The 16,670-nt window shown below is 62.5% G+C and carries 19 protein-coding genes and 1 other RNA gene; 10 read left to right on the forward strand and 10 right to left on the reverse strand.

The window, feature by feature from the left end; translation table 11 throughout:
- Positions 1–6: 6 nt before the first annotated feature.
- Complete coding sequence (gene rimP / locus AMC88_RS00785) at positions 7–612, reverse strand: ribosome maturation factor RimP (RefSeq protein WP_004673394.1); 606 nt, start codon at positions 610–612, stop codon at positions 7–9.
- Positions 613–845: 233 nt separating this feature from the next.
- Here rimP and AMC88_RS00790 point away from each other — a divergent pair, with 233 nt between their 5' ends.
- Together AMC88_RS00790 and AMC88_RS00795 are read left to right on the forward strand one after the other, a co-directional pair.
- Positions 846–2,477, forward strand: a complete 1,632-nt coding sequence (locus tag AMC88_RS00790) for an MFS transporter (RefSeq protein WP_037114988.1) — start codon at positions 846–848, stop codon at positions 2,475–2,477.
- A gap of 12 nt (positions 2,478–2,489) precedes the next feature.
- Positions 2,490–2,945 (forward strand): GNAT family N-acetyltransferase, encoded by a 456-nt coding sequence (locus AMC88_RS00795; protein WP_004673392.1) that lies wholly within the window; start codon positions 2,490–2,492, stop codon positions 2,943–2,945.
- A gap of 4 nt (positions 2,946–2,949) precedes the next feature.
- Here AMC88_RS00795 and AMC88_RS00800 read toward each other — a convergent pair whose 3' ends face one another.
- Together AMC88_RS00800 and recR are read right to left on the reverse strand one after the other, a co-directional pair.
- A complete protein-coding gene (locus tag AMC88_RS00800) occupies positions 2,950–4,221 on the reverse strand; it encodes a lytic murein transglycosylase (protein ID WP_037114987.1) in 1,272 nt (423 codons plus the stop codon).
- A 185-nt stretch (positions 4,222–4,406) separates the two neighbouring features.
- Positions 4,407–5,012 (reverse strand): recombination mediator RecR, encoded by a 606-nt coding sequence (gene recR, locus AMC88_RS00805; protein ID WP_004676724.1) that lies wholly within the window; start codon positions 5,010–5,012, stop codon positions 4,407–4,409.
- Positions 5,013–5,069: 57 nt separating this feature from the next.
- Here recR and AMC88_RS00810 point away from each other — a divergent pair, with 57 nt between their 5' ends.
- Complete coding sequence (locus AMC88_RS00810) at positions 5,070–5,687, forward strand: MOSC domain-containing protein (RefSeq protein ID WP_004676721.1); 618 nt, start codon at positions 5,070–5,072, stop codon at positions 5,685–5,687.
- Between the two features lie 63 nt (positions 5,688–5,750).
- On the opposite strand, the gene AMC88_RS00815 is transcribed toward AMC88_RS00810, so the two are convergent.
- The 3 genes from AMC88_RS00815 to ffs all read right to left on the reverse strand — a co-directional run bounded on the left by AMC88_RS00815 (position 5,751) and on the right by ffs (position 8,109).
- Entirely contained in the window at positions 5,751–6,074 is a 324-nt protein-coding gene (locus AMC88_RS00815; protein ID WP_004676719.1) for a YbaB/EbfC family nucleoid-associated protein, read from the reverse strand.
- Positions 6,075–6,095: 21 nt separating this feature from the next.
- Entirely contained in the window at positions 6,096–7,967 is a 1,872-nt protein-coding gene (locus AMC88_RS00820; protein WP_064824663.1) for a DNA polymerase III subunit gamma/tau, read from the reverse strand.
- Positions 7,968–8,012: 45 nt separating this feature from the next.
- An RNA gene (gene ffs, locus AMC88_RS00825) (signal recognition particle sRNA small type) lies at positions 8,013–8,109 on the reverse strand.
- Between the two features lie 89 nt (positions 8,110–8,198).
- Here ffs and AMC88_RS00830 point away from each other — a divergent pair.
- The 5 genes from AMC88_RS00830 to AMC88_RS00850 all read left to right on the forward strand — a co-directional run bounded on the left by AMC88_RS00830 (position 8,199) and on the right by AMC88_RS00850 (position 11,091).
- On the forward strand, positions 8,199–8,609 hold the full coding sequence (locus tag AMC88_RS00830; protein WP_004674046.1) for an HIT domain-containing protein: 411 nt from the start codon (positions 8,199–8,201) through the stop codon (positions 8,607–8,609).
- Entirely contained in the window at positions 8,606–9,565 is a 960-nt protein-coding gene (gene nudC, locus AMC88_RS00835) for an NAD(+) diphosphatase (RefSeq protein WP_004674045.1), read from the forward strand. The genes AMC88_RS00830 and nudC overlap by 4 nt, the downstream gene beginning before the upstream one ends.
- Positions 9,566–9,569: 4 nt before the next feature.
- Positions 9,570–10,265: a helix-turn-helix transcriptional regulator gene (locus tag AMC88_RS00840; RefSeq protein ID WP_010015000.1), complete on the forward strand. Its 696-nt coding sequence runs from the start codon at positions 9,570–9,572 to the stop codon at positions 10,263–10,265.
- Between the two features lie 72 nt (positions 10,266–10,337).
- Positions 10,338–10,598: a hypothetical protein gene (locus tag AMC88_RS00845; RefSeq protein WP_004672654.1), complete on the forward strand. Its 261-nt coding sequence runs from the start codon at positions 10,338–10,340 to the stop codon at positions 10,596–10,598.
- A 124-nt stretch (positions 10,599–10,722) separates the two neighbouring features.
- Entirely contained in the window at positions 10,723–11,091 is a 369-nt protein-coding gene (locus AMC88_RS00850) for a VOC family protein (protein WP_004672651.1), read from the forward strand.
- A 71-nt stretch (positions 11,092–11,162) separates the two neighbouring features.
- Here the strand turns inward: AMC88_RS00850 and AMC88_RS00855 are convergent, their stop codons facing one another.
- The gene (locus tag AMC88_RS00855) at positions 11,163–12,017 is read right to left on the reverse strand and encodes a prephenate dehydratase (RefSeq protein WP_004672645.1); all 855 of its coding nucleotides are present in this window, start codon (positions 12,015–12,017) and stop codon (positions 11,163–11,165) included.
- 123 nt (positions 12,018–12,140) lie between these two features.
- A complete protein-coding gene (locus AMC88_RS00860; protein ID WP_064824664.1) occupies positions 12,141–12,896 on the reverse strand; it encodes a 3-deoxy-manno-octulosonate cytidylyltransferase in 756 nt (251 codons plus the stop codon).
- A 153-nt stretch (positions 12,897–13,049) separates the two neighbouring features.
- On the opposite strand from AMC88_RS00860, the gene AMC88_RS00865 reads away from it, so the two are divergent.
- A complete protein-coding gene (locus tag AMC88_RS00865) occupies positions 13,050–13,616 on the forward strand; it encodes a c-type cytochrome (protein WP_004672641.1) in 567 nt (188 codons plus the stop codon).
- A 69-nt stretch (positions 13,617–13,685) separates the two neighbouring features.
- Here AMC88_RS00865 and AMC88_RS00870 read toward each other — a convergent pair whose 3' ends face one another.
- Entirely contained in the window at positions 13,686–14,633 is a 948-nt protein-coding gene (locus AMC88_RS00870) for an AEC family transporter (RefSeq protein ID WP_004672640.1), read from the reverse strand.
- A 418-nt stretch (positions 14,634–15,051) separates the two neighbouring features.
- On the opposite strand from AMC88_RS00870, the gene AMC88_RS00875 reads away from it, so the two are divergent.
- Entirely contained in the window at positions 15,052–16,044 is a 993-nt protein-coding gene (locus AMC88_RS00875) for an adenosine kinase (RefSeq protein ID WP_012482225.1), read from the forward strand.
- Here AMC88_RS00875 and AMC88_RS00880 read toward each other — a convergent pair.
- Positions 16,037–16,576, reverse strand: coding sequence for an SH3 domain-containing protein (locus tag AMC88_RS00880; protein WP_004672638.1), 540 nt, complete (start codon positions 16,574–16,576; stop codon positions 16,037–16,039). The two genes, AMC88_RS00875 and AMC88_RS00880, sit on opposite strands and share 8 nt — an antisense overlap.
- Positions 16,577–16,670 lie beyond the last annotated feature (94 nt).

Raw genomic sequence — 16,670 nt, forward strand, 5'->3', positions numbered from 1 at the left:
AATCGGTTATTCCTGCTCGTCCGCTTCGTTCTGATTGGCGGCCTGCGCTTTCGCCAGCTTGTCGGCGCGCAAGGCATCACGGATCAGGTCGTCGGTCAGAATGAGCTTCGCATCGCTAAGCGCCGTGAAGGGAATGGAGACTTTCGGCTCTTCCCCGTAAGCGATCTGGTCGCGCTCAAGCGTAAAACCATCCGCGTCCGCTTCGACGATCTTGCCGCGGAAACGCTTGCGATTGCCGATCATGATCGACGTCTCGCATTTCACAAGGTGGCCTTGCCAGCGGACGAAATCGGATTTCCGCACCATCGGACGGTCGATGCCGGGCGAAGACACTTCGAGATGATACTCTTTATCGATCGGATCTTCCACATCGAGGACAGGAGAAATCGCCATCGAGACTTCTTCGCAGTCCTGAACCGTCATCGTCCCGTCGTTGCGCTCGGCCATCACCTGCATCGTCATGCCGTTCTGGTTCAGCATACGCACGCGGATGAGCCGGAAGCCCATGCCGACGAGAACGGGTTCGATGATATCGGCAAGACGCTGGTCGAGCCCGGTTTCGGTAATCAGCCGCGGCTCAAGTTCGTTGTCTGCGTTTGTCATGTCCGACAAGCGGTGCGCTCCTCGCAATTTCTGCTGTTCGGGCGATCGCGCTAATAAAAAAGAGCGGGTCCTTGCGGCCCACTCTTCATCAAGCGATCAAGAATTTGAGAGGCATATAGTCCGGTTTTTACGAAATTGCAAGGTCTCAGCCAATTCGCTTGCCGCGGCGCGGCCGCGTCTATAGCCAGCGTCGGTCTTGCGCATATATTGCCTTGGGGCACAACGGCAAAGCGGGAGGAATCGTGGCGTATACTTCGTCGACATTGGCGCCTTTGCGGCACGAGACCTATCGCGCCATCTGGTTTGCGAGCCTTTCCTCGAATTTCGGCGGCCTGATCCAGGCGGTGGGCGCGGCCTGGATGATGACGACGATCACCGCTTCGGAAGACATGGTCGCGCTGGTGCAGACCTCGACCGCGCTGCCGATCATGCTGTTTTCGCTGATATCGGGGGCGCTCGCCGACAATTACGACCGTCGTCGCGTCATGCTGACGGCGCAGGGCACGATGCTCATCGTTTCGGCGCTGCTGACGGTCACGGTTCTTCTCGGCTGGATCACGCCCTGGCTGTTGCTGTTCTTCACCTTCCTGATCGGCTGCGGCACTGCGCTCAACAATCCTTCCTGGCAGGCCTCGGTCGGCGACATGGTGCCGCGCGCCGACCTGCCGGGCGCCGTCACGCTGAACAGCATGGGCTTCAACATCACCCGCAGTGTCGGCCCGGCGATCGGCGGCGCGATCGTGGCCGCCGCAGGCGCCGCCGCGGCCTTCGCGGTCAACACGCTGAGTTACCTTCCGCTGATCTACGCGCTGTCGCGCTGGCGGCCAAACACGCCCGTCTCGACCCTGCCGCGCGAGGCGCTCGCCAGCGCCATCTTTGCCGGTCTGCGATATGTCTCGATGTCGCCCAATCTCGAAAAGGTTCTGGTCAGGGGTCTGATCTTTGGCATCGGCGCCAGCTCGATCCTGGCGCTGCTGCCGGTTGTCGCGCTTGATCTGGTGGCCGGCGGGCCACTGACCTATGGCTTCATGCTCGGCGCTTTCGGCGTCGGGGCGATCGGCGGGGCCGTGCTGAGCGCGAGAATTCGCCAGGCGCTTTCCAGCGAGACGATCATCCGCCTGGCTTTTGCCGGCTTTGCGCTCAGCGCCGTCATTGCGGCCGTCAGTCCGAGCGCCGTCCTCACCTCCGCGGGGCTGCTCGTCGCCGGCGCCTGCTGGGTCTCGGCGCTGTCGCTCTTCAACACCATCGTGCAGCTTTCGACGCCGCGCTGGGTCGTTGGCCGCGCACTGTCGCTCTACCAGACCGTCACCTTCGGCGGCATTGCCGGCGGCAGCTGGCTCTGGGGCGTGGCCGCCGACCGCTACGGCGTCGCCGATGCGCTGCTGATGTCGTCCGTCGTCTTGCTGGTCGGCATTGCGATCGGTCTGCGGTTTTCGATGCCGGCTTTCGCCTCGCTCAACCTCGATCCACTCAATCGCTTCACGGCGCCGGCGCTCAGCCTTGACATCACGCCGCGCAGCGGCCCGATCGTTATCCAGGTCGATTATGAGATCGCCGACGACGACCTGGCCGAATTCATGGCGCTAATGGGCGAGCGTCGCCGCATCCGCATCCGCGACGGTGCGCGGCACTGGGCGCTGATGCGAGATCTCGAAAATCCCGGGCTCTGGACCGAAAGCTACCATACGCCGACCTGGGTCGAATACATCAGACACAACCAGCGGCGCACCCAGGCCGATGCCGAAAACATCGACAGACTTCGTGCGCTTCACCGCGGCGAAGGCCTGCCGCATGTTCACCGGATGATCGAGCGCCAGGCCATTCCGCCTGATAGCGACGTCTTCCACCAGGCGCCGATCGACCTGCATCATTGATTGAGGAGAGGCATGCACAGTTTCAGGCTCGCCCGCCAAGCCGATCTCGCCGCTATCATCCGGCTTTTGGCCGATGACGATCTCGGCAGCGCCAGGGAGATTGTCGCGGATCCGATCGATCCGCGTTACCTCTCGGCCTTCGCCGCCATCGAAGCCGATGCCAACCAGATGCTGGCCGTGGCAAGCGACGCGTCGGATCGGATCGCCGGCTGTCTGCAGCTGAGCTTCATTCCCGGCCTTTCGAGAACCGGCATGTGGCGTGGCCAGATCGAAAGCGTGCGCATCGCCCGAGGTTTGCGCGGCTCCGGCCTCGGCTCCGCGTTCATCGAATGGGCGATCGTCCAATGCGCCGAGCGCGGCTGCGGTCTCGTGCAGCTGACATCGGACAAGACGAGGACGGATTCGATCCGCTTTTACGAGAAGCTCGGTTTCGTCGCGAGCCACGTTGGCCTAAAGCGCAGTCTCTGAACGGCTATTTCAGTCTGTCCTTCATCGTGGCCTCGGGAAAGCAGGTCGGCTTCATGCCGTTCTTCGTCTGCCACTGGCCGATCGACCGCCGGGTCTTGTAACCCGGCAGGCCGTCGGAACCGCCGACATCGTAGCCCTGCCGTTCCAGCGCCTTCTGCATGGCGGCGACATCCGAGCGCAGCATCTTGCCGACATCGCCCCATCGGCCCTCGAAGGCGCCGCCATTATAGGCGATCCGGTCCGCGAGATTGCCGATATAGAGCGCGTAGAGGTCGGAATTATTATATTCCTTGATGATGTAGAAATTCGGCGTGACGATGAATTCCGGCCCGTCGCGGCCGGCCGGAACCAGCATCATGCTTTGCGCTTTCATCTCGCCGGAGGGAAAACCCTTGCCGGAGATGCGGTCGATGCCGAGCGAGGCCCAGTGCGACAGCGGTTTTGCCAGATCCGGCCCCTCCTGGGCGCAGGAGACCGCCTCCGGGATCGACACCTCGAAGCCCCAGTCGCGATCCCGCTGCCAACCCTTCTTGACCAGGAAATTGGCGATCGAGGCGAGCGTGTCGGGCACCGAGGTCCAGATGTTGCGGTGGCCGTCGCCGTCGAAATCCACCGCATATTTCAGATAGCTGGTCGGCATGAACTGCGGCTGGCCGAGCGCACCGGCGGAGGACCCTTTGAAATCGGCGGGTGCGACGTCGCCGCCGTCGATAATATGCAGCGCCGCCATCAGCTCGGTGCGGAACATCTCCTTGCGCGTCGACATGAAGGCCTTGGTCGCCAAGACCTCGACCGCCGAATTCGGGATCTTCGCCGCGCCGAAACCGGTTTCCCGGCCCCAGATGGCGAGCACGATCGAACCCGGCACGCCGTAGGTCTTCTCGATGCGCTTCAGCGTCGAGCTGTATTGCGCGGCAAAGCCGCGCCCGGTTGCGGCAAGCCGCGTCAGCCGGTCCTCGTTGAAATAGGGACCGGGCGAGGAAAACTCCGCCTGCGTCTGCTTCTGCTCCTTCGGCGGCGGGAAGCCGGGTGGCGCAAGGTCGGTAAGGGACCAGTTCAGCGTGACGCCGGAGAAGGCAGCTTTGAAGCTCTTCTCGGAAATGCCATTCGCCTTCGCCTCCGGCCAGAGATCCTTCTGCACCCAGCTTTCGAACTGCGCCTCGACATCGGCCTTCGAAGGGGTTGCGTGGGCGGAAAGGGGGAGGAGGGCGGCCATGACGGCAAGTGCGATTGTCCATAGCCGCCGCGGAGCACCCCCCTCTGTCCTGCCGGACATCTCCCCCACAAGGGGGGAGATCGGCTGGGAGCGCCCGGTGGCCCCAATCAAACGCGGCAGGGGACCGGAGCCGCTTGGCTCACGATCAAGATTTCGCGGGGCCGGTGCATCTTGCCAATCTCCCCCCTTGTGGGGGAGATGTCCGGCAGGACAGAGGGGGGGGCGGTGCGACATGCGAGAACCCCTCATATCACCGTCCGCGCCCGCAGCGCCGCTGCTAGCGTACCCTCGTCGAGATAATCGAGTTCGCCGCCGACGGGCACGCCATGCGCCAGCCGCGTGATCTTCACGTCGAGCCCCTGCAACTGGTCGGTGATATAATGCGCGGTCGTCTGTCCTTCGACGGTGGCATTGACGGCGATGATCAGCTCCCGGATGCCGCCTTCACCAATCCGGTCGATCAGCCCGCGAATATTGAGATCGTCGGGCCCGATCCCGTCGAGCGGCGACAATGTGCCGCCGAGAACGTGATAGGCGGCGTTCATCGCACCGGCCCGCTCCAGCGCCCAGAGGTCCGAGACATCCTCGACGACGATGATGACGGATTGGTCGCGCTGAGCGTCGGTGCAAACCGTGCAGGGGTCGACCGTATCGACATTGCCGCAGCGCGAGCAGATCTTCACCTTGTCATAGGCCTCGCCCATCGCATTCGACAGCGGTCCCAGCAGCTGGTCCTTCTTCTTGATCAGATGCAGTGCCGCCCGGCGGGCCGAGCGCGGCCCGAGGCCCGGCACCTTTGCCAGAAGCTGGATGAGTTTTTCGATTTCAGGGCCGGTGACTCGTTTTGCCATGCGCCGTTCTTAACTGATATGCAACGAAAACGGAATCGCGGAAGGATCGGCCGTCCCATGAAAATCCTGGCGCTCTGCACCGGCACTCCGGAAAAGCTGACCGGTAAGAGCTATAAGACCGGCATCTTCAAACATGCCGTCAACGGCGCCGTGATGATCGATGCCGAAGGGCTTGTCGGCGATGCCATCTGCAATCGCAAGCACCATGGCGGCGTCGATCAGGCGGTTTATATCGAGGGGTCGCTGACGCTCGACTGGTGGAGCCGGGAGCTCTGCCGGCCATACGAGCCCGGCACTTTCGGCGAAAACATGGTGATCTCGGATCTGGACAACCGCGTTGTTTCTGTCGGCGACCGCTTCCTATCAGGCGACCTTGTCCTCGAAGTTACAGCATGCCGCATCCCCTGCGCCACCTTCGCCGCCAGAATGGCCGACCCGAAATTCGTCAAGCGTTATACCGCCGCCGCCCGTCCCGGCATCTATTGCCGCGTGATCCGCGGCGGCATTGCCGAAGTCGGAACGCCGTTGGAGCACCAACCCTTTCCCGGAGAAAAGGTCACGATGCCGGAGCTGATGGAAACGTTCGGCCGACGCCTTTCGCAGGTTGACCGGGCGCGATATCTCGCTGCCCCTATCCACTACAAGCTGCGGGCGATGTTGGCAGCGCAGCCGTAGGCGCCAATTTCGCCGCTGCATAGCCAGCACGATTCCGGTGAAAGCGAGTCTTACTGCCTGCTATCAGAACGGCAGCTTGAAGCCGGGTGGGATCGGCAGGCCGGCGGTCAGCGCCTTGGTCTTTTCGGCGGCGAGGGCCTCGGCCTTGTCCTTGGCGTCCTTGTGGGCGGCGACGATCAGGTCCTCGAGGATCTCGACATCGTCTTCCTTGAAGAGCGACGGGTCGATCTTCAGGCTCTTCAGCTCGCCCTTGCCCGAGATGACGACGGTGACGAGGCCACCGCCCGCCTTGCCTTCGGCCGTGAGCTCGGCGATCTCCGCCTGCATCTGCTCCATCTTGGCCTGCATTTCCTTGACTTTGCCCATCATGCCCATGATGTCGCGCATCGTCTCGCTCCTTCTTGAAACTTAGAATTCTATGTCGTCGCCCGGCAGGATATCACCGTCCTCGGATTCGGCGGCGGCAGGCGGTGTCGCCTCTTCCGCTTCCTCCTCCGGCGTCGGCGCCCTGACGCGCACGTCGATGATCTTGGCGCCGGGAAACTGCGCAAGGATCGCCGCGACATCGGGGTCCTGGCGGGCATCGCTGACGCGCTGTTGCTGCGCCTTGGCTTCCGCCTCCACCATCGTCGGCCCGCCTTCTTCGCGGCTGGTGCTGACGATCCAGTGGATGCCTGTCCATTCCTTGAGTTTGACGGCAAGCTCGTTCAGCAGCGTGCCTGGCGCGCCCTCGGTGAGGTTCACGTCCAGCCGGCCGGGCTCGATGCGGACGGGCCGCACGAAGTTGCGCACCAGCGCCTTCAGCTTGACGTCCCGCTTTTCGGCGGCGAGGTCGACGATATCGCCGATCGTATTGACCGGCACCAGCGGCTTCGGCGCTTCAGCCGGCTTGGTCTCGACGCGGCCGATTGCCTGCGGTTCCGGATTGGGCACGGCGCGCAGCATCGCCGTCGGCCCCGAGGGCTGCGGCCGCGGTGTCGGCTCGGGCGCACGCGCCGCGACGCTGCTCTGATAGGGAACCCGTGTTCCGTTGCCGCCACCGCCGCCGGAAGGCGGGGAGGTGGGGCGCGAGCCGGCAGTGTCGCCGGAAAATTCGGCAAGCCGCCGCGCCGCATCCTCGGGCGCCGGCAGATGTGCAGCATGCGCCAGCCGGATCAGCACCATTTCGGCCGCCCCTGCCGTGCGCGACGAGCCTTCGGTTTCCGGAATGCCCTTCAGCAGCATCTGCCAGATGCGCGACAGCGTCGTCACCGCCACACCCTTGGCCAGTTCCGCCGCCTTTGTACGCTCGATCTCGCTGAGCGAGGGATCGTTTGCCGCATCCGGCACATATTTCAGCCGCGTCACCAGATGGGTGAAGTCTGCAAGATCGGTCAGCACCACGACAGGATTGGCGCCGGCCTCGTATTGGCTCTGGAATTCGGCGAGGGCGCCGGCGACATCACCTTTGACGATATGCTGGAAGAGATCGACGATGCGGGCGCGGTCGGCAAGGCCGAGCATCCCCCGCACCGCTTCCGCCTGCACGACGCCGGCGCCATGGGCGATCGCCTGATCGAGCAGTGACAGGCCGTCGCGGGCCGAGCCTTCGGCGGCGCGTGCGATCATCGCCAGCGCGTCCGCTTCCGCCTCGATGCCTTCCTTGGCCGCGATCGTCGTAAACAGCCCGACGAGATCCGACGCGCTGATGCGGCGCAGGTCGAAGCGCTGGCAGCGCGACAGCACGGTGATCGGCACCTTGCGGATTTCGGTGGTGGCGAAGATGAATTTCACATGTTCCGGCGGCTCTTCCAGGGTCTTCAACAACCCGTTGAAGGCCTGCGTCGACAGCATGTGCACTTCGTCGATGATATAGACCTTGTAGCGCGCCGAAACCGGTCGGTAGCGCACCTGCTCGATGATCTCTCTTATATCGTCGATGCCGGTATGGGAGGCGGCGTCCATCTCGATCACGTCGACATGCCGGCCTTCCATAATCGCCTGGCAATGCTCGCCGGGGGCGCGAAGGTCGATCGTCGGCTTGTCGACATCAGCTGTCTTGTAATTCAGCGCCCGCGCCAGGATGCGCGCCGTCGTCGTCTTGCCGACGCCGCGCACGCCGGTCAGCATATAGGCTTGGGCGATGCGGCCGGTCTCGAAGGCGTTGGTCAGGGTGCGGACCATCGGCTCCTGGCCGACCATCAGGTCCGTGAAATCCTTGGGGCGGTATTTGCGAGCCAGTACCCGGTATCCGGTGCCCGTCGAGGCGGCATCTTTTGATTGTCGCTCGGTTTCGCTCATCGCCCTGCTTGTCGCCCGGATTGCCGGGCACTTCGTAAAGAGAAGGTGGGAGGCTGGCACGATGACCCGTGCCGGGCTCGTTAGGGCTGCTTCCTTCCGGACCTGACCCGGTTGGCGAGTGGCTCGTCCACCACCAACCTCCCGGATGCACATATCGGCAATATCGTCATCAAAAGCAAGCCAACATGCGAAAAAACTGCTAGTCGTTGGAAAACATGGGAGGAATGCCTTTTGGACGGTTTCGTGCTCGACCCCCGGCTGGAGAAAGACAGCATCAGCGTCATGGTCACCGGCCTCTGTGATCTGAGATTGTCGAGGGACGCCAGGTGGCCCTGGCTCATTCTCGTGCCGCGCCGGACGGGGATTACCGAAATTTTCGAGCTGACGCCGCTCGACCAGGTGCTGCTCACTTTCGAGACGGAGATGGTCGCCAAGGCCTTGAAGGAGATCACCGGCGCGACAAAAATCAATGTCGGGGCTCTTGGCAACATCGTCCGCCAGCTTCATGTTCATGTCATTGCCCGCTTCGAAGGCGATGCCAACTGGCCCGGTCCCGTCTGGGGCTTCGGGCAGGCAGAGCCCTACGAGGACGAAAAGAGAGACGAATTGACAGCGAAGCTGCGGGAAGCCCTTTCATCATGAGCCATTCGCTTTTTGATTCGGATGTGCCGCATCCGGAACCCAGCAATCTCACGGCCTTTGCCGGCAACGACCTCAATCGCGATTCCGAACATCGCGATGAACACTCCGTCGAAAAGGCGCTGGCGAGGGAAGGCACGCATATTTTCGCCTTCGCCAATGACAAGCTGGTGCTGAAGCATGACGGCCAGGTGCTCGATCCGCTTTTTGCCCGCTACGAACTGCAGGAGCTTCGGCCGAATTGGGACGAGACGGTGCTTCTCGGCTACCGCAAGTCTGGCGAACCGCGCCTTGCCGTGCCCGTCGGCATCGACGCCGACGACCTTGCCAGCCAGTACAAGCCTGCCGACGGCCGCACGCTGTTTCGCGAAATGCTGATCGATGAGGTATTGCTCGGCGAATTCGCCCAGGCGGCTAGCCTCATTCGCTGGAACGGCGACAACCGCTTCTGCGGCCGCTGCGGCGCGGCAATGGAAATTCATATCGGCGGTTACAAGCGTGTCTGCGCCGCCTGCGAGCACATGATCTTTCCCCGCACCGACCCGGTCGTCATCATGCTAACGATCGACGAGAGCCGCGACCTCTGCCTGCTCGGCCGCAGTCCGCATTTTGCGCCGGGCATGTATTCCTGTCTTGCCGGCTTCGTCGAGCCGGGTGAGACGATCGAGAACGCCGTGCGCCGCGAAACTCTGGAAGAATCGGGCATCCGTACCGGCCGCATCCGCTACCACGCCTCGCAGCCCTGGCCGATGCCGCATTCGTTGATGATCGGCTGTTACGCCGAGGCGAAATCCACCGGCATCAACCGCGACGAGACGGAGCTCGAGGATTGCCGCTGGTTCACCCGCGAGGAGACGCTCGAAATGCTGGAGCGCCCCGGCGCCAACGGCAAGGCATCGCCGCCGAAGGGCGCGATCGCCCACCGCCTGATGCGCGACTGGGTGGAGTGGAAGCGCTAGCGCCATGCCGGTTGCCCGCTCGGAACGGCTGCTGAGGCTGCTCCAGACGCTTCGGCGTTATCGGCGGCCGGTGACCGGCACGGTGCTTGCCCAGGAGACCGGTGTCAGCCTGCGCACGCTCTATCGCGACATCGCCAGTCTGCAAGCCCAGGGCGCGATGATCGAAGGCGAAGCCGGCATCGGTTATGTGCTGAAGCCCGGCTTCATGCTGCCGCCGATGATGTTTTCGGAAGAGGAACTCGAGGCACTGGTGCTCGGCTCGCGCTGGGTGGCCCGCGCCGCTGAGCCGCGCCTGGCCGGCGCCGGCGCCGATGCGCTCGCCAAGATCGCCGCCGTGCTGCCCGCCGATATGCGCGAGATGATCGATTCGGCCGCCCTTTTCGTCGGCCCGAAACGCCGGGACGAAGACAAGGCCGATGTCTCGGCCATCCGCAAGGCGATCCGCCTGGAGCGGGTTCTCGAACTGCATTACGGCGACGAGCAGGGGCGCATCTCGCGCCGCCGCGTCTGGCCCTTCGCGCTCGGTTATTTCGAGCATGTGCGCGTGCTGATGGCCTGGTGCGAATTGCGTCAGGATTTCCGCCATTTCCGCACCGATCGCATCATCGACATGGCTTTGCACGAGGTGCGTTATCCGCGCCGCCGCACGGTGCTCCTGAAGGAATGGCGCGAGACCCAGGACGTGCCGCTCGAGAGCTGAACGCTGCTGCCATAAACTGTCAGCAGTTGGCGTTATGATCGGTCTCAATCCAATAGGGAAGGAGTACTGATCATGGTAACGCCTCCAGTCATTCAGCAGGCCGGCGACCGTTTCGCCACCAATAGCTTTGCCGACATTATCTCGGCTGAAACCTTCGCCGATGCCCGGCAGTCGGTTCGCTTCGGTCTGCTGCAGTTTGCCATCGGCCTCTTCCGCATCGGCGGGGGAAGCCGCCCCAAACTCGACGTCGAAGCGACACCTGATTACCTGAAACGCGACCTCGGTTTCATGGACGGGCGCAACCCGCGCCACGAAGACTGCTTCCCGCTTTAATCCGTTTCATCATCGACATTCCGCCCGACAAGGCCGGGCGTTGCTTCGGCAACGCCCGCTGTATCCTGCTGACAGAATCGGCAGCAGGCGTTCATTCAGCCATTACATCAAAGGAAGAACCGAAATGACCAGCCCCAATCTGATTATCCTTTACGTCAAGGATCCTGGCGAGAGCGCCGGCTTCTATCGCAGCCTGCTGAACCGCGAACCGGCTGTGGAGGCGCCGAATTTCGTCGCCTTTCCGCTCGACGGCGGCTTCACCCTCGGCCTCTGGCGGCGCAGCAAGGTCGAGCCGCAACCCTCCGCCATCGGCAACCGCGGCGAAGTGGCCTTCATGGTGGCGGGCGAAAACGCCGTTGCCAAGCAATACGAGGACTGGCGCCAGCGCGGACTGCCGATCGCCCAGGAATTGACCGAGCTCGATTTCGGCCCGACCTTCGTCGTGCTTGATCCGGATGGCCACCGGTTGCGGGTTTGTGAGCCGGACAAATAATCGCCCTGCGAGCTCTGTCTCCTGCATGTCGCCGGAAGCCGCGCCTCCCGGCGACATGCATAAAACAAGACCTAAAGCAGGCCTCGCATCGCATGGCCCTTGTAAACGCCGAGGATGCGCACCTTCTCGGAGAAGAACCGCAGTTCTTCCAATGCCCGGCGAACGTTCGGATCGTTCGGATGGCCTTCGATATCGGCGTAGAACTGTGTCGCCACGAATTTTCCGCCGAGCTGGTAGCTTTCCAGCTTCGTCATGTTGATGTTGTTGGTGGCAAAACCGCCGAGCGCCTTGTAGAGCGCCGCCGGAATGTTGCGGACGTTGAAGACGAAGGTGGTGACGACCTTTTCTTCCGCCGAATTGCGCTGCGCCCATTCCTCGTCACGCGAGAGTACGACGAAGCGGGTGACGTTGTTTTCCGTATCCTCGACATTTTCGGCGACGATCTCGAGCCCGTAGAGATCGGCGGCAAGGCGCGGCGCCAACGCGGCCATCGAGCGGTCGCCGGTTTCCTTGACGAGCTTTGCCGCGCCTGCCGTATCACCGGCAATGACAGGCTTCCAGCCATGGGCGCGAACGATCTTGCGGCACTGGCCGAGCGCATGGATATGGCTGTGCACCGTGCGGATCTCGTCCTTGGTGACCCCGGGCAGCACCATCAGCTGAAAGCGGATCGGCATGAAATATTCGCCGATGATGTGCAGCCGCGATTCCGGCAGCAGGTGATGGATATCGGCAACGCGCCCGGCGATCGTGTTTTCGATCGGGATCATGGCGATATCGGCGTCGCCGTTGTCGACCGCGGTGAACGCATCCTCGAACGTCTGGCAGGGCAGCGGCTCCATGGTCGGAAACATGTCGCGGCTAGCCATGTCGGAATTCGCGCCGAACTCGCCCTGGAAGGCGATCCTGTTGGTCTTGATGTTCATGATGGTTCCGTCAGTTCGACTTGGAGCATGATGCCGATAAAGTGTGAGCGGTTTTCGGACGACATCATGCTCTGACTCTTTAATTGAGAACAGGATTCAGATTTTAGGCCAACCGAGCCTAAATCATCCCGTTCTGGCGGAGAGGATGCGCCGCGCTTTCTCAAGGTCGGCGGGAGTATCGACACCGAGTGGAACCGTGTCAACGATCTCCACGTCGATGCGCATGCCGGCCTCCAGCGCCCGCAGTTGCTCGAGCGATTCGCGCCTTTCGAGCGTCGATGGGCCGAGCGAGACGAATCGCTCCAGCGCCGCACGCCGATAGGCATAAAGGCCGATATGGTGATAGAGCGGCCCCTTGCCGTGGGGTGCTGTCGCGCGGGTAAAATAGAGGGCGTGCAGGCGGGTGTCGGAGACCGGCGAACCGACGATCTTGACGATATGCGGCGCGGTCTTGTCGTCCTCATTGTCGATTTCGGTCGTCAGCGTGCCGATATCGACCGCCTCGTTCTCGAGCGGGCGCAGCGCTGCGCGCACGGTTTGCGGATCGATCGTCGGCAGGTCGCCCTGGACGTTGACGATGAATTTCGCCTTGCCGTCGGGATCGACTTTCGTCAGCGCTTCGAAGATCCGGTCGGAACCCGATTGATGATCGCTGCTGGTCATGACGACATCGAAGCCGGCGGCGGAAACGGTATCGAACACCTGTTGGTCGTCGACCGCGACGACCACGCGGCCGATGGCTGCCTCTTTGGCGCGCATCGCCACCTGCACGATCATCGGCAGTCCGCAAATATCGGCGAGCGGCTTGCCCGGAAGCCGGGTGGAGGCCATGCGCGCCGGGATCAAGACGAGCACCTCGTCCAAATTTGAATCACTCATTGTTCGGGCCTTCTATTCCGGGCTGAAAAGTGTCAAAAAGTCTCACGCATAAGACCATTTAGACAGTTGCAACGATCAGTCAAAAGACATAGGTTCCGCGCGATTTCAAGATGGTCCGGTTCTGGTCTGCCGGCTGCAAGGGGAGCATTGCAGATGAATTCATACGTCAATACGGCCGTGGGGGCGCTGCTCGGAACGATTTTCGTTCTGATGTCGGTCTCCATCGCGTCCGAGGGGATCTTCCATTCCGAAGCGCCGGAAAAGGAAGGTTTCGCGATCGTTGCCGAAGAGGCGCCCGCCGCCGGCGGTGAAGCCGCGCCTGCCGCTGCTGCCGTTCCGATCGCGCAATTGCTCGCCTCTGCAGATGCCAAGGCCGGTGAAGCGGTCTTCAAGAAGTGTCAGGCCTGTCATGACGGCACCAAAGGGGGACCGAACAAGGTCGGTCCTAACCTCTTTGGTGTCGTAGATCGCCCGATCGCCTCGCATGAAGGCTTTGCCTATTCCTCTGCGATGAAGGATTTTTCCAAGGGCAGTTCTGAAAAATGGACCTTCGAGGCCCTCAACAAGTTCCTGACGGCGCCGAAGAAGGACGTTCCCGGCACCGCAATGGGCTTTGCAGGTCTGGCGAAGGATCAGGACCGCGCCAACGTCATCCTCTATCTGCACACGCTCGCCGATTCGCCGGTGCCGCTGCCGGATCCGAAAACCGCAACGCAGTAAGGCGAAGCGCCATCGCATGACAATCGAAGCCCGGCCGCAAGCCGGGCTTTTGTTGTTCACGGCGCAAGATCAGGCGCCGAGAAAATAAGCCCAGAGCGAAACGGTGATGGCGCCGAGCGCCGTCGTCACCGAGATTGTCGAGGCGGCGAGGCTGTGGCCGACGCCGAAACGATTGGCGATCAGCCAGGCATTGACGCCTGTCGGCACCGAGGAGGTTAGCACGATCGCCGCCGTCCATTCGGGGCTGAGACCGAGGAGACGGCTCGCTGTCCAGACGCAGCCGGGCAGCAGCAGCAGCTTGAGGCTGGAGGTCACGCTGGCAATGCCGAGATTGCCGGAGACGCCGTATCTCTCCAGCGCCATGCCGAGCGAGATCAGCGCCGCCGGGCCGGCTATGCCGGCGATCTGGCCGACGACCGATGCAACCGCAGCCGGCATGGTGAGGCCGGAAAGATGCACGGCCATGCCGGCCGCAAGGCCGATCACCAGCGGATTGCGGATGAGGTTGATGGCGATCTGGCGCAGCACGAAGACCATGCTGCGGTCGCTTTTGCCGGCGATCTTTCGTTCCGCGTGCTCCATCAACACCGTGCCGGCGACCATCATCACCGGCAAATGCACGGCAAGCAGGATCGACAACGCCACCAGCCCTTCGTCGCCGACGGTCCGCTGGACGAGCGGCAATCCGATGAAGACATTGTTGGCGAAGGCCGAGGAAACGCCGGCCAGCACCCCGATCCGTTCGTCGCGGTGAAAGAGGCGCGTGGCGGCGATATGGCCGGCCGTCCAGGTGATGGCGACGCCGGAGAAATAGACGATCCAGAGCCGGAAGGGCGAGGCGCCATGGAAATCCGCCTCGGCGATGGTGCGGAAGAGCAGCAGCGGCACGGCGATCTTGAAGACGAATTCGCTGAGCGCGTCGCCGACATTTGATGCCATCAGGCCGCTGCGAACGATTACCCAGCCGATGAGGATCAGGATGAAGATGGGAAGGACGTCGAGAATGATGGCTGACATGAGGGAGGATGCTCTGCGGGGGAGGGAGGATCCGAGGTCTAGCAGCAAAAGGCTGGCGTTGAAAACGCAATCGGCATCCCGCCGCAGATGGAGTGCATGCGCACGCAAAAAAAGCGGGCATGGCCCGCTTTTCCGCTCCGGCCTTGCCGGATCTCCGGATCGCGAGGCTGCCAGTTCATCCGTGGTCAGCACCGCGCCGGTAAGATCGAAGGGATCATCCCCCGTCGCCCGGCTGCAACTGAAAGCTGCTCATGCCGGTCTTCCTGCGAGCATTTGTAGGTTTCCAAAATGACAGGGACATGACGAATAAGCGGCACTTTTGCGAAGAATAGGGACACCTTCACCATTTATCCTTCCAAACGGCGGAATTTTCGCTAAGACCGAACCCTGATATCACAAATCCGGGACCCCCCATTTCATGACTAGATTCGATGTTCTGACAATCGGCAACGCGATCGTGGATATCATTGCTCGCTGCGACGACCAGTTCCTCATTGATAACAAGATCACCAAGGCGGCGATGAACCTCATCGATGCCGAACGCGCCGAACTTCTGTATTCGCGCATGGGACCCGCCCTTGAAGCCTCCGGCGGCAGCGCCGGCAATACGGCGGCCGGCGTTGCGAACCTCGGCGGCAAGGCTGCCTATTTCGGCAATGTCGCCTCAGATCAGCTCGGCGACATTTTCACCCACGACATTCGCGCCCAGGGCGTCCACTACCAGACCCGTCCCAAGGGCACCTTCCCGCCGACGGCGCGGTCGATGATCTTCGTCACCGAGGACGGCGAGCGGTCGATGAATACCTATCTCGGCGCGTGCGTCGAACTCGGTCCTGAGGACGTCGAGGCCGATGTCGTTGCCGACGCCAAGGTCACCTATTTCGAAGGTTATCTCTGGGATCCGCCGCGCGCCAAGGAGGCCATTCGCGACTGCGCCCGCATCGCCCATGAAAACGGCCGTGAAATGTCGATGACGCTCTCCGACAGTTTCTGCGTCGACCGTTATCGCGGCGAATTCCTCGATCTGATGCGCTCGGGCACGGTCGACATCGTCTTCGCCAATCGCCAGGAAGCGCTGGCGCTTTACCAGACCGAAGACTTCGAGGAGGCGCTGAACAGGATCGCCGCGGACTGTAAGATCGCTGCCGTGACGATGAGTGAGAATGGCGCCGTCATCCTGAAGGGCCAGGAGCGCTATTACGTCGACGCGATCCGGATCAGGGAAGTTGTGGACACGACGGGCGCCGGAGACCTCTTCGCCTCCGGCTTCCTCTACGGCTATACGCAGGGACGGTCGCTGGAAGATTGCGGCAAGCTCGGCTGCCTCGCTGCCGGCATCGTTATCCAGCAGATCGGCCCGCGCCCGATGACCTCGCTCTCCGAGGCCGCCAAGCACGCAGGGCTTATTTGAAGGCTTCGCCCGGATAGGCGCCCCAGATTTCCGATTGCGCCACCCAGCCGGTGGCGCCGTCGGTTTCGGCGCGGCACCAATCGCCATTGCATTCGCCGATCGTCAGCATCACGCCGGGTTCCAGCTTGGCGATGATCGAGGCGGAGGGCTGCGCCTCGCGACGCAGATTGACGAAGACGCCCTTGCCCTTCGTCTTCATCCAGGGTGCGGCGATCGCCGCTCGCTGGCCGGAGAGCAGCGACTGGTTGACCCAGCCTTCGGTGCCGTCGGCATCACGGATGCGGCGCCAGTTGTCGTATTCCTGGATGATCTCGACCGGCAGGCCGGATTTCAGATACATCCATGAAACTGCGTAATCCGTTCCAGGGCCAATGCGCAGATTGACGCGCTTGGATTTCAGCGTGACGAAGCGCGGTAATGGCAGGCCGCTCGGTCCCTTGGCGGCCTGCGCATGGGCAAATTCGATGGGGCCGAGCGATGTGGCCAGCGCGATCGCGACGGCGAGGCAGGACTTCAGGACTTTGCTGCGCATGGAAGCTTCCGTTTGCTCGAATCGGCGGCAGATCGGGCTGCTCGCTGTCCGGGCACTGACATTCCCCGGCTGCACCACGAGTTTTGTTTGTCTT

The organism is Rhizobium phaseoli, from assembly GCF_001664385.1.
Taxonomy (GTDB): Bacteria; Pseudomonadota; Alphaproteobacteria; order Rhizobiales; family Rhizobiaceae; genus Rhizobium; species Rhizobium phaseoli.